Source organism: Chelatococcus sp. YT9 (assembly GCF_018398315.1).
Lineage (GTDB): Bacteria > Pseudomonadota > Alphaproteobacteria > Rhizobiales > Beijerinckiaceae > Chelatococcus.
Map to the genome: position 1 here is coordinate 450,916 of NZ_JAHBRW010000001.1, position 12,078 is coordinate 462,993.

The following is a 12,078-nucleotide window of genomic DNA, read 5'->3' on the forward strand; positions in this document are numbered from 1 at the left end:
GCTGCGAATACCCGCGAGATACCCGTCGGCATTCTCGGTCTTGCCCCCGCGACCCTTGGTCGATAAGGGGGACAGGATATGGGCGGACGAGCGGTGCCCGCGGAGGAGAGTTAGCTCGATGAAGATCCTAGTGCCAGTGAAGCGAGTGGTAGACTACAACGTGAAGATCCGCGTCAAGGGCGACGGGTCTGGCGTTGATCTGGCCAACGTGAAGATGTCGATGAACCCGTTCGACGAGATCGCGGTGGAAGAAGCGCTGCGGTTGAAGGAAGCCGGCAAGGCGACCGAGGTCGTGGCGGTCTCAATCGGCCCGGCTCAGTCGGCTGAGACAATCCGGACGGCACTCGCGATGGGAGCCGATCGGGGCATTCTCATCAAGGCGGAGGGGCGTGTCGAGCCATTGGCGGTGGCCAAGCTTCTCAAGGCGATCGTCGCCAAGGAAGAGCCCGGCCTGGTCATTCTCGGCAAGCAGGCGATCGACGACGATTCCAACCAGACCGGCCAGATGCTCGCAGCGCTCCTGGGGTGGGCGCAGGGCACCTTCGCGTCGAAGGTCGAGATCGGCGACGGCACGGTCGACGTGACCCGCGAAGTCGACGGCGGCCTGCAGACCGTCGGCCTGAAGATGCCGGCGATCGTGACGACGGATCTCCGGCTCAATGAGCCGCGCTATGCCTCGCTGCCGAACATCATGAAGGCGAAGAAAAAGCCGCTCGACGAAACGACGCCCGAGGCGCTCGGCGTGGACGTGACGCCGCGGCTGACGATCGTAAAGACGAGCGAGCCGGCGGAGCGCAAGGCAGGCGTGAAGGTCGCATCGGTGGCCGATCTCGTCGACAAGCTCAAGAACGAGGCAGGAGTGCTCTGATCATGACGACATTGCTTGTCGCCGACCATGACAATGCCAGCGTGAAGGACGGCACGGTCCGCGCCCTCACCGCGGCGCGGGAACTGGGCGCTCCGGTGCATGTGCTGGTTGCCGGCGAGGGCGCCCGCGCCGCCGCCGAAGCCGCCGCGAAGCTCGAGGGTGTGGAGAAGGTGCTGCTCATCGAGGCGCCGATCTATGCCCATGGACTTGCCGAGCCGCTCGCCGACCTCGTGGTCAGTCTGGCCGGGGGCTATGACGCGATCGTCGCGGCCGCTTCCACCTCGGGCAAGAACGTGCTGCCGCGGGTGGCCGCGCTCCTCGACGTGGCGCAGATCTCAGACGTGACGAAGGTGCTCGGGCCGAAGAGCTTCGAGCACCCGATCTATGCCGGCAACGCCATCGAGACGGTTGAGACGTCGGAGCCGAAGATCGTGCTGACGGTACGCACGGCGACCTTCGCGGCCGCGAAGGAAAGCGGAGCCTCAGCGCCCATCGAGAGCGCCAGCGCTGCCGCGGATCCCGCCCTGTCGGCCTTCAAGGGCGAGCAGGTGGCGGCCAGCGACCGGCCCGAGCTCGGCTCGGCCAAGATCATCGTCTCCGGAGGCCGGGCACTCGGTTCGTCGGAGAACTTCACCAAGGTCATCGAGCCTCTGGCCGACAAGCTCGGCGCGGCGATTGGCGCCTCGCGCGCTGCGGTCGATGCCGGCTACGCCCCGAACGACTGGCAGGTTGGCCAGACCGGCAAGGTCGTGGCGCCAGACCTCTATGTGGCGGTGGGCATCTCCGGCGCGATCCAGCACCTGGCCGGCATGAAGGACTCGAAGGTCATCGTCGCCATCAACAAGGACGAGGAAGCTCCCATCTTCCAGGTCGCGGACTATGGCCTCGTCGGGGACCTCTTCACCCTCGTCCCGGAACTTGCCGAGGAACTCGGCAAGGCCGGGAAATAAGTTCTGTCACTATTCGGGTCTCGCTGTGGTTCCATGACACCGCACGGACAAGAAATGCTGGTAGAATTGTGTGATCCAAATGCTCGTTGCGGACATCCGTGACGAGCAGGCAGGCACAGGAATAGGGACGGTGCCGCACGGAATTGCTGCCGTGGCGGCATCATCATCGGACGAAGAGGCGGCAAAGGCATTGATGCGGCCGGGTTCGCAGAAGATTATGATCGCAGAGGCACAAGAGGTTAGGCATATGACGATCGATATTCGTAAGGTTGGCGTCATCGGTGCCGGCCAGATGGGCAGCGGCATCGCGCATGTGTGCGCCATCGCTGGATACGACGTCGCCCTCAACGATCTCAGCGAAGAGCGCGTCAACGCCGGCCTCGCCACGATCAGCGGCAGCCTGCAGCGGCAGGTGAGTAAGGGGCATCTGAGCGAACAAGACAGACAGGCCGCCGAGGCTCGTATCAAGCCCGCGCTGACATTTGAGGCCCTTGGTGATTGCGACCTCGTCATTGAGGCTGCCACCGAGAACGAGACGGTGAAGCGCAAGATCTTCGTGGACCTGTGTCCGGCGCTCAAATCCGACGCGATCATCGGAACAAACACGTCGTCGATCTCAGTGACGCGCCTGGCGGCTGCGACAGATCGTCCCGAGCGTTTCATCGGGATCCACTTCATGAATCCGGTCCCCGTGATGCAGCTCGTGGAGATCATCCGCGGCATCGCGACGGAAGACCCGACCTTCAAGGCCACGCAAGCCTTCGTCGCACGGCTCGGCAAGACAGCGACGCTGGCGGAGGATTTTCCCGCCTTCATCGTCAACCGCATCCTTCTGCCGATGATCAACGAGGCCATCTACACGCTCTATGAGGGCGTTGGATCCGTGGAATCGATTGATACGGCGATGCGCCTTGGGGCCAACCACCCCATGGGCCCGTTGCAGCTTGCGGACTTCATCGGCCTCGATACCTGCCTGGCGATCATGCAGGTGCTTCACGACGGCCTCGCCGATTCCAAATATCGGCCCTGCCCCCTGCTGGTGAAATATGTCGAGGCCGGCTGGCTTGGCCGCAAAACGCGGCGCGGCTTCTATGACTATCGGGGTGAGAAGCCGACACCGACGCGCTGAGCCGCCCTATCCGCACCTTTCATGCAGATCGCACACGCGGCCGTGAGTTCTCCTCGCGGCCCGTTTGCGTTTGCCATCTTTCACATTAGCGACACAGCTCTTAAACTAACGTCCGCAGGCTTCATTCTCGCAGTGAGCGATTCGCCTCGGAGGCGGTGCGGTGACGATACACGTCCCCCATCCAATGTCGCCGGAAGGTTGTCCGGCCCTCGTTCTCAATGCCGACTATCGGCCATTGAGCTACTATCCCTTGTCCCTGTGGAACTGGCAGGATGCGATAAAGGCGGTCTTCCTCGACCGCGTGAATATCGTCTCGGAATACGAAACCACGGTCCGCAGCCCCACCTTCGAGATAAGGCTGCCATCCGTCGTTTCGTTGAAAACCTACATTCAGGCGTCGCGGCAACCCGCCTTCACGCGGTTCAACGTTTTTCTGCGTGACCGCTTCACCTGCCAGTATTGCCAATCGCGCGACGACCTCACCTTCGACCATGTCATTCCGCGCTCGAAAGGCGGCCAGACCACATGGGAGAACGTCGTGACGGCCTGCGCACCCTGCAACCTGCGGAAGGGCGACCTTCTCCCCCGGCAGGCGGAGATGTGGCCGGCCCAACACCCCTACCAGCCGAGCGTGCACGACCTGCATCACAACGGCCGGCATTTCCCGCCGAACTATCTCCATCATAGCTGGATGGACTATCTCTACTGGGATACCGAGCTCGAGCCGTAGGGCACATCGATTTCCCGATCTGACTCCGCGCGAAAGTGACGGCATCTCCGCTCGAAAAATCCAGACCATTTCGGTGGGCTTTGCAGGCGTGGGTTTTCGCCTGCCCATGCTGGTGAATGGCAGAGAGTGTGTGGGCTATATTACGCAGCGTCAGTACCTCCGAATGCCCGCTCCCAAAAATTTCTCTCGGAACATATTTTTTGAAAATCGAGGGAACCCGCTCGCGACTTGGCCGTTAGGTTGTCGGTGCTTGATTCCCCCCAACGAGCACTCTTCCTCTTCGACGAGCCCCCTCGTCCCTGAGGCAAGTTTGCCCGCCCGCCTCCCCCGCGGGCGGGCATCTTCGTTTTCGGTCGGTTGAACAAATTGCCGCGCTTGCTTCGCCGGCATTCCTCCCATGCGTCCTGACCCCTTCCTCCACCGGCCCGACATAGCTAACGTTCGGGCGATGCTGGCCGCGCCTACGCGCCGCCCGCTCGACCATTCCCTTCTTCTGGCCCGCTTGCGCGACGTAAAGTCCCGGCGCGCCGTGTGAGTTTGCGCGATGAGCATGCCATTGCTTCGCAATGATAACGCCCCCTCCCAAGGGGGTGAGCAACCTCCCACGGCCAACGCTGAAAGCGCTCGCCCCGCTGGCGCTCCTCCCCCACCCAGCACGCAGGGCGAAGCGCCGCCACCAACGGTCAAGAACGCCGTTTTTATCATCGGAGCCCTGTCGACCATCGGTCCGATGGCCATCGACATGTACCTGCCGGCCTTTCCCGCCATCGCTAACGCCATGGCAACAGACGTCGGGATGGTACAGCTCAGCATGGTGAGCTTCTTCGGGGCTCTGGTATTCGGGCAGCTGATCTATGGTCCCGTTTCGGACGCCGTTGGCCGCAAGAGGCCGATCTACGCCGGCCTTGTGCTGTTCGTGATCGCCTCTATCGGCTGCGCGCTTGCCCAGAGCGTCGAGATGCTGATCGCGCTGCGCTTTGTCCAGGGTATCGGTGCTTGCGCCGGCATGGTGCTTGCCCGCGCTATCATCCGCGATATCCACACGGGCCGTGAAGCGGTACGGCTGATCTCCTTGACCATGCTCGTGCTGTCGGTGTCGCCGATGCTCGCGCCTCTTGGCGGGAGCTTGCTCACCCAATTCGTATCCTGGCGGGGAATTTTCCTCGTCATTGCGGCCAGCGGGGTCATTTGTCTTTGGCTGATGTGGTGGCAACTTCCTGAGACGCGCCCCCCGGAGCGGCGCACGCGAGGCGGATTGCGGGCGGCTCTCGGTTCCTACCGGGTTCTGCTGAGTGACCGGCGCTTTCTTGGCACGGCACTCATTTGCGGCTGCGGGCAGGGCATCATGGTGTCCTATCTCACCGGCTCATCCTTCGCATTCATCGAAGTCTATGGCATGTCGCCGGTTGGCTACAGTGTGGTCTTTGCCGTGAACGCCTGCGCCCTCGTGGGTAGCGCTCAGATGAATGCGACACTCGTGGGCCGGATCGGATTGCCGCGACTGATCCGCGCCGCAACCCTCGCCGTATGTGTCTGCACGGTGGCCTTGGCGGCCCTGGTCTTGCTCGGCAACGCTCCACTGCCGCTGTTCTGGGGCATCACGATGGTGCTGTTCGCCGGGCTCGGCTTCCTGAATCCAACGTCGGCCGTCTTCGCGCTCGAGCCCCATGGCGCGCGCGCGGGCGCGGCGTCGTCGATGCTGGGCGGCATCCAATTCAGTCTGGCGACGATCGCGGGCGGTGCCGTCTCACTGTTCTTCGACGGAAGCGCGCGCCCGCTGGTCATAGCCTTCGCCATATGCGGCATCGGGGCGGCTGTCCTCGCGCATTTCACGTTGCGGCGTCCGGCTTCCGCGCAGGCATAGTCTCGACCGCTTCAATAGGGCGGCCGCGGGATCGCCATATGCGCCGCCTTCAGGGCGTCTGACCAGCGCTGGCTCAGATCGGTGAAGTAAGGCTCGCCGGCTTCGATTCGATGCGACAGCCCGACGACATGGGCGTCCCGCCGGATCATCAGCAGATCGATCGGCAGCCCCACAGCGAGGTTAGACCGCATGGTGGAATCCATCGAGATAAGCCCGATCTTGAGGGCATCATAGATGTCCGTCTCGAAGGTGATGGCGCGATCAAGGATCGGCTTGCCGTATTTGTGTTCGCCGATCTGCAGGAACGGCGCATCAACGCCGCACTCAATGAAATTGCCGGCGGAATAGACCATGTACAGCGTCATCGGCCCGCCTTTGATCTGTCCCCCGAAGAGGAAGGCGGCATCGAACGCGAGCTGTGCCTCCCCAAGCGCCTCACCAATCTCGTGGCGCACCTGCCGGACGGCATGGCCGACAAGCTGCGCGGCATGGAACATGGTAGGCGCATCGACCAGCTTCTCGCGCAGGTCGGCGCCGGGGACGGTGACGCCTTCCCGCAGCAGGCCAAGGACGGATTGCGAAATGGAGAGATTGCCCGCGGTCGCGATGCCGAGCACCCGCTCACCGGGCACATCGATCACATGCAGCTTGCGAAAGGTCGAAATATTGTCGAACCCGGCGTTAGTACGTGTGTCGGCGATGAAAACGAGACCGTCTTGAACCAGGATACCCGCGCAATAGGTCATCAGGCGCATCCACTCCGCAAAGGCCTTGTTCTATGTGCCGGATCAGACAGGCACTTCAAGCCTGTGCCTGCCATTGCGCGGCCTTCTGCACAGTGAGTTTGACGTCCATGCGCTCCTCGCCCCCACCGTAGCGGCTACCACGCACGGGGGCCGCGCCGAGATAATCAAGGCCAATGGCGACGCGCACATGTGCATCGGTCGGGCTGATGCCATTGGCCGGATCAAACCCGACCCAACCCAGATCCGGCACCTTGGCCTCCACCCACGCGTGAGCGGCGTCTTGCGCCGTCACGCCATCGTTGCGCATGAAATGGCCTGACACGTAACGGGTGGGAATGCCGAGATGGCGAGCCGCCGCGATAAAGATATGGCTCAGGTCCTGGCACACGCCGCGCCGAAGCGCGAACGCCTCGGCCGCGGTGGTGGTCACCTCGGTGGGGTGCGGATCGAATGCGATATCGCGATGGATGCCGGTCAGCAGCCCGTGCAGCAGCGCTAGGCTATCAGGTCCATGATCGGCAAGAAGCCCATCGGCAAAATCACGGATGGCGCTGTCGGCTTCCGTCAAAGGGGTCGTCCGCAGATAAACAGCATCTGGAAAGCGCTCGACCGTGCCACGCACGACGCCTTGGGTATCAACCGTCTCAACCTCGCCATTCACGGAGACCGTCACGCCGGCCAGTGGGCCCGCGAGCGACAGGGTGTGCGTGATGTTGCCGAGCGAGTCCTCGCCTAGCCGCAGACGGCCGTCGACATCGACCTCCACCCGCCAGCGCATCACGCGCATGCCTTCATGGGAGCGGGGTGTCAATCGGAGGATCTGGACCACCGCGCGCGCCGGAATGGCATAGGCATAGGTCGTGTCATGAGCGATGGAGATGCGCATCGGTTCGGCCGATCTTCGTCCCGGGCGGCAGAGAGGCGTACAGATTGTAGGACGGGAAGCGCCTCTTTGGGAAGGATGGCAGCAGGAGAACAATGCGGTATGGCCCCTGCTCCCTCCTTCCGGAAAGCCTCCACGGCCCCAGCGGCTACGACAGGTACTGGTCGGCGATCGCAGCGCCAAGCTTGTTGTTCTCAGCGAGGAAGCTCGTGATGAACTCATGGAGCCCCGACTGAAAGATGTCCTCGATCCGCATGTTGCTGAGCTTCGTCAGCATGCTCCCCGCCAGCCGCTGGCTGGCACCACGCCTGCCGTAGGAATCCGCCATGAGGTCAACATGGCGAGCCACCGCGTCGTAGCAGTAGATGAGGGAGCGGGGCATCTGGCGATTGAGAATGAGAAGGTCGGCAACGAGCCACGGCTTCACGCTCTCGCGATAGACCCAGCGGTAGGAGGTGAGCGCCGAGACCTCGCGCAGGATGGTCGTCCATTGAAAATAGTCCAGGCTGCCGCCAACCTGTTCATTTTCCGGCAAAAGCACATGGTATTTCACATCGAGGATGCGCGCCGTGTTGTCCGCGCGTTCCAGCGCCGAGCCGACGCGCAGGAACCAATAGGCGTCGCTCCGCAGCATGGTACGATAGGCAGAGCCGTCGAACGCAAGCGCCACGCCCTTCACCCAATCGAGAAAGCGGGCAAAATCGTCCGGGGCCATGGATTTGCCGTCGAACTTCTGCAGCTCGTGCCAAGCGTCATTGATGGCTTCCCACATCTCCACGGTCAACGCGGTGCGCACGGCGCGGGCATTGGCGCGGGCCACCGCAAGACAGGAGCGGATGGAGGAAGGATTGTCGGGACTGAAGGCCAGGAACTCCCGCACGGTGAACTCGTTGGCGACGTCGTAGCGCATGCGGAAGGCCTGCGCCGCTCCCGCCGTCGCCAGCGCGCTGTCCCACTCCGTGCCCGTCGCGCCATAGCTGACAGGCACGGAGGTCAGCCGCATCGTGGCGTCGAGGATCCGGGCAAGAAAATCGGCGCGCTCGATATAGCGAGCCGTCCAGAACAGGTTGTCGGCCGTGCGGGACAACATGGGCGGAACCTTGTTGCGCTGCGCGCTCAGGTACGCCATCGGCCTCGCCACGGCTGGGTCGTTCGTGAGCTGCCTCACCGAGGAGGTATCGGAGTCATGCATCGAGCACCCATGTGTCCTTGGTTCCGCCGCCCTGGCTGGAATTGACGACGAGCGATCCCTCCTTCAGCGCGACACGGGTTAGCCCGCCCGGGACGATGCGCACCCCGTTCGTGCCGGTGAGCACGAAGGGACGGAGATCGATATGGCGCGGGGCAACTCCGGAAGCCACGAAGGTGGGACAGGTGGACAAGGCGAGCGTTGGCTGCGCGATGAAATTGTCGGGTGCGTGCTTGAGCTTACGGCGGAAGAGCTCGAGCTCCTTCATCGACGCGTGCGGTCCGACGAGCATACCGTAGCCGCCGGAGCCGTTGACCTCCTTCACCACGAGCTCGCCGAGGTGGTCGAGCACATAGGACAAGGCTTCCTTCTCCCGGCAGCGCCACGTCGGCACATTGCCCAGAATTGGCTCTTCGCCAAGGAAGAAGCGGATGATCTCCGGCATGTAGCTGTAGATCGCCTTGTCGTCCGCGACACCGGTTCCCACGGCATTGGCGAGCGTTACGTTGCCGGCCTCATAGGCGCTCATCAGGCCCGGCACGCCTAGGATCGAATCCGGCCGGAATACGAGCGGATCGAGAAAATCGTCATCGATGCGGCGATAGATGACATCGACGCGCTTCGGCCCGTCGGTCGTGCGCATATAGACGACATCGTCGGTGACGAAGAGGTCGGATCCCTCGACGAGTTCCACGCCCAGCTTGTCGGCGAGGAAGGAATGCTCATAGAAGGCCGAATTGAACTGGCCTGGTGTCAGCAGCACCACCGTCGGGTCCCGCCCCGCGCTGCTCGGAGCCACCGAGCGCATGGTGGCGAGCAATGCATCGGGATAGGTTTCCACGGGTGCGACCCGGTGCGCGGTGAAGAGATTGGGGAAGAGCCGCATCATCACCTCCCGGTTCTCCAGCATGTAGGAGACGCCGGACGGCGTGCGCACGTTATCCTCGAGAACGTAGAAGGTGCCCTCGTCGACACGCACCAGGTCGATGCCTGCCATGTGGACGTAAATGCCATGCGGCACCGGCCGTCCCACCATCTCCAGCCGGTAATAGGGATTGCGATAGACGAGCTCCGCAGGCACCACGCCCGCCTTGATGCTCTCGCGCGGGCCATAGACATCCCGGAGGAAGGCGTTGAGCGCGTTAACGCGCTGGCGCAGGCCACGTTCGACAGCTTCCCACTCGTTCTTCATGAGGACGCGCGGGATGATATCGAAGGGGATGAGCCGCTCGCTCATTTCCGCCTCGCCATAGACGGCGAAGGTTATGCCTATACGGCGAAAGAACAGCTCTGCCTGACTGCGGCGGGTGGCGAGGAGGTCGGCCGGGGTGTCCGCTAGCCAGGTCCTCAATCGCTCATAGGCGACGCGAACATTCGTTTCCCCGGTGTGCGTGGTGAAACCATGCATCTCGTCGAAGGCCGTCATTCGGATCGCCCTCCGTTTTTATGGCAGCCGACTGGCTTGCCCCACGATACGGTTTTGCAATGCGCGTGCCAACAGTCGCATCGACGGCGTCGCCTGAAACGTCCTAAGGGCCCCGCTAAGAGGGCAGGAGCTGCGATTGAATAATAAATAGGCAATTAGGCGAGCGTGCTGATCGCTCAGGCAGTGGTGAGCTTCCGGAGGGACCGCAGCCGGCGAAGAACCCACCCGACCTCGCGTCAGCAAAGTCGGGTGGGGCCACGAGGCCAGGAGCAGGGCAGAACCGCCGTCAGGCGTCCATGGCTTCCAGCTCATCGATCAGACCGGCGATCATCGACAGGCCGATCTGCCAGAAGGCCGGGTCGCGTGCATCGAGCCCGAACGGCGCCAGGAGCTCCGTGTGATGCTTCGTGCCGCCGGCAGAGAGCATGTCGAAATAACGCTCGACGAAGCCATCGGGCGTACGCTGGTAGACCCCATAGAGCGAATTCACGAGACAATCGCCGAACGCATAGGCGTAGACGTAAAACGGCGAATGGATGAAATGCGGGATATATGTCCAGAACGTCTCGTAACCTTCGCCGAGGCGGATCGCCGGCCCCAGGCTCTCGCGCTGCACGTCGAGCCACATCTCGCCAAGGCGGTCTGAAGTCAGCTCGCCCTGCCGACGCTCGGTGTGAACCTTGAACTCGAAGCTGTAGAACGCGATCTGGCGCACGACCGTGTTGATCATGTCCTCGACCTTCGCCGCCAGCATCGCCTTGCGCTGATGCGGCTCCGTAGTGGCGGCGAGGAGCTTGCGGAAGGTCAGCATCTCGCCGAAAACAGAGGCCGTCTCCGCCAGGGTCAAGGGGGTCGGCGCCATCAGCGCGCCGTTCGGGGCTGCCAGCACCTGGTGGACGCCATGGCCAAGCTCATGCGCCAGCGTCATCACATCCCGCGGCTTGCCCTGGTAGTTGAGCAGCACATAGGGATGCGCGGAGGGGACGGTCGGATGCGCGAAAGCGCCCGGCGCCTTGCCCGGGCGCACAGGGGCATCGATCCAGCGCTCGTCGAAGAAGCGCCGGGCAATATCCGCCATGCGCGGGGAGAAATCGCCATAGGCGCCGAGGACCGTATCCCGCGCCTGTAACCACGGGATCGCGGGCAGGTCGAGTTTCGGCAAGGGCGCGTTGCGATCCCAGTGGTTCAGCGCATCCATGCCGAACCAACGCGCCTTCAGCGCGTAATAGCGGTGGGAGAGGCGCGGATAGGCCTCGCGCACGGCCGTGACCAGCGCCTCGACGACCTCGGGCTCGACGCGATTGGCGAGGTGGCGCGAGTCGGCCACGCCCGAAAAGCCGCGCCAGCGATCCGAGATCTCCTTGTCCTTGGCAAGGGTGTTGGTGATCAGCGCGAAGGTCCGCAGGTTGGCTTTGAATACCTCCGCCAACGCGTCAGCGGCGCGCTTGCGCACCTCGCCGTCCGGATCCTGCAGGCGATTCAAGGTCGGCTCGAGGGTCAGCTCCTGCCCATCGAGCTTGAAACGCAACGACGACATGGTCTCGTCGAACAGGCGGTTCCAGGCACCCCGCCCGGTCACGGACTTCTCGTGGAACACCTGCTCAAGCTTATCCTCGAGCTGGTAAGGCTTGTCCTTGGCGATGTCCTCGATCCACGGGCGCCAATGGGCAAGCGGACCATCCTTCATGGCCTCGGCCAACACCGCCTCGTCGATGCGGTTGAGCTCCAGCGTGAAGAACAGGAGGTCGGAACTGGCCGTCGTCAGGCGATCCTGGGTATCTCCATAGAATTTGGCGCGGACCGGATCGGTTGTATCGCCGGCATAGACGAGCGAGGCATAGGCCATGATCCGCCCAAGTAGATCCTCGAGCGCCTCATAGGCTTTGAGCGGCTCCGCGAGTGCCGCACTTGGATCAGGGCCCCGGGCTAGCGCATCGAGCTTCCCACGATAAGTGTCGGCGAATGCCTTGCTCTCAGTGCCAGCCTTCGCAAGATCCGCGGCAAACTCCTGCGAGTCGAGACCCGGATAAAGCTGCGACAGATCCCATTCCGGCAGCTGGTCCACGGCATTCACAGTCGACATCGTCTCTCTTTCCTAGAGGCTTTTGGAGTGTGGCCGCCGTTAGCGCCACAAGCGCGCGCAGGGTGCCAAACAGGTCTTAATAATTGGGGTCCGCGGACCTTTTGATCAATGGCTGAGACGTTGCGATTGATCAGCCAAGGTTTTCGTACGCGTCATTAACAAGAGCTTTACATTTGATGTGGAGCATTGGCTCGAAACGACACAGCACGA

At 62.9% G+C, this 12,078-nt stretch carries 10 protein-coding genes; 5 read left to right on the plus strand and 5 right to left on the minus strand.

The genetic code is table 11. The features are described 5' to 3' along the window. Positions 1 to 118 precede the first annotated feature (118 nt). The 5 genes from KIO76_RS01980 (at position 119) to KIO76_RS02000 (ending at position 5,541) form a co-directional block, all read left to right on the plus strand. On the plus strand, positions 119 to 868 hold the full coding sequence (locus KIO76_RS01980; protein ID WP_213321226.1) for an electron transfer flavoprotein subunit beta/FixA family protein: 750 nt from the start codon (positions 119 to 121) through the stop codon (positions 866 to 868). A 2-nt stretch (positions 869 to 870) separates the two neighbouring features. Beyond that, positions 871 to 1,818 (plus strand): electron transfer flavoprotein subunit alpha/FixB family protein, encoded by a 948-nt coding sequence (locus tag KIO76_RS01985; RefSeq protein WP_213321227.1) that lies wholly within the window; start codon positions 871 to 873, stop codon positions 1,816 to 1,818. Positions 1,819 to 2,065: 247 nt separating this feature from the next. Then, positions 2,066 to 2,947 carry a 3-hydroxybutyryl-CoA dehydrogenase gene (locus KIO76_RS01990; protein ID WP_213321228.1) on the plus strand — a complete coding sequence of 294 codons (882 nt, stop codon included), beginning with the start codon at positions 2,066 to 2,068 and terminating at the stop codon, positions 2,945 to 2,947. A 184-nt stretch (positions 2,948 to 3,131) separates the two neighbouring features. After that, the gene (locus KIO76_RS01995; protein WP_213324945.1) at positions 3,132 to 3,677 is read left to right on the plus strand and encodes an HNH endonuclease; all 546 of its coding nucleotides are present in this window, start codon (positions 3,132 to 3,134) and stop codon (positions 3,675 to 3,677) included. A gap of 544 nt (positions 3,678 to 4,221) precedes the next feature. Next, positions 4,222 to 5,541, plus strand: coding sequence for a multidrug effflux MFS transporter (locus tag KIO76_RS02000; RefSeq protein WP_213321229.1), 1,320 nt, complete (start codon positions 4,222 to 4,224; stop codon positions 5,539 to 5,541). A gap of 11 nt (positions 5,542 to 5,552) precedes the next feature. Here the strand turns inward: KIO76_RS02000 and KIO76_RS02005 are convergent, their stop codons facing one another. The 5 genes from KIO76_RS02005 to KIO76_RS02025 form a co-directional block, all read right to left on the minus strand. After that, positions 5,553 to 6,287 (minus strand): proteasome-type protease, encoded by a 735-nt coding sequence (locus KIO76_RS02005; protein WP_213321230.1) that lies wholly within the window; start codon positions 6,285 to 6,287, stop codon positions 5,553 to 5,555. Positions 6,288 to 6,342: 55 nt separating this feature from the next. After that, positions 6,343 to 7,173, minus strand: coding sequence for a transglutaminase family protein (locus KIO76_RS02010; protein ID WP_213321231.1), 831 nt, complete (start codon positions 7,171 to 7,173; stop codon positions 6,343 to 6,345). A 145-nt stretch (positions 7,174 to 7,318) separates the two neighbouring features. Next, the gene (locus tag KIO76_RS02015; protein ID WP_213324946.1) at positions 7,319 to 8,260 is read right to left on the minus strand and encodes an alpha-E domain-containing protein; all 942 of its coding nucleotides are present in this window, start codon (positions 8,258 to 8,260) and stop codon (positions 7,319 to 7,321) included. A 94-nt stretch (positions 8,261 to 8,354) separates the two neighbouring features. After that, a complete protein-coding gene (locus KIO76_RS02020; protein ID WP_213324947.1) occupies positions 8,355 to 9,791 on the minus strand; it encodes a circularly permuted type 2 ATP-grasp protein in 1,437 nt (478 codons plus the stop codon). Positions 9,792 to 10,071: 280 nt separating this feature from the next. Beyond that, on the minus strand, positions 10,072 to 11,868 hold the full coding sequence (locus KIO76_RS02025) for a M3 family oligoendopeptidase (RefSeq protein WP_213321232.1): 1,797 nt from the start codon (positions 11,866 to 11,868) through the stop codon (positions 10,072 to 10,074). Positions 11,869 to 12,078: the final 210 nt, after the last annotated feature.

Bases quoted from the DNA above. Each gene is read 5' to 3' on its own strand.
- KIO76_RS01980 (WP_213321226.1), top strand. From the start codon at position 119: ATGAAGATCCTAGTGCCAGTGAAGCGAGTGGTAGACTACAACGTGAAG.
- KIO76_RS01985 (WP_213321227.1), top strand. From the start codon at position 871: ATGACGACATTGCTTGTCGCCGACCATGACAATGCCAGCGTGAAGGAC.
- KIO76_RS01990 (WP_213321228.1), top strand. From the start codon at position 2,066: ATGACGATCGATATTCGTAAGGTTGGCGTCATCGGTGCCGGCCAGATG.
- KIO76_RS01995 (WP_213324945.1), top strand. From the start codon at position 3,132: ATGTCGCCGGAAGGTTGTCCGGCCCTCGTTCTCAATGCCGACTATCGG.
- KIO76_RS02000 (WP_213321229.1), top strand. From the start codon at position 4,222: ATGAGCATGCCATTGCTTCGCAATGATAACGCCCCCTCCCAAGGGGGT.
- KIO76_RS02005 (WP_213321230.1), bottom strand. From the start codon at position 6,287: ATGACCTATTGCGCGGGTATCCTGGTTCAAGACGGTCTCGTTTTCATC.
- KIO76_RS02010 (WP_213321231.1), bottom strand. From the start codon at position 7,173: ATGCGCATCTCCATCGCTCATGACACGACCTATGCCTATGCCATTCCG.
- KIO76_RS02015 (WP_213324946.1), bottom strand. From the start codon at position 8,260: ATGTTGTCCCGCACGGCCGACAACCTGTTCTGGACGGCTCGCTATATC.
- KIO76_RS02025 (WP_213321232.1), bottom strand. From the start codon at position 11,868: ATGTCGACTGTGAATGCCGTGGACCAGCTGCCGGAATGGGATCTGTCG.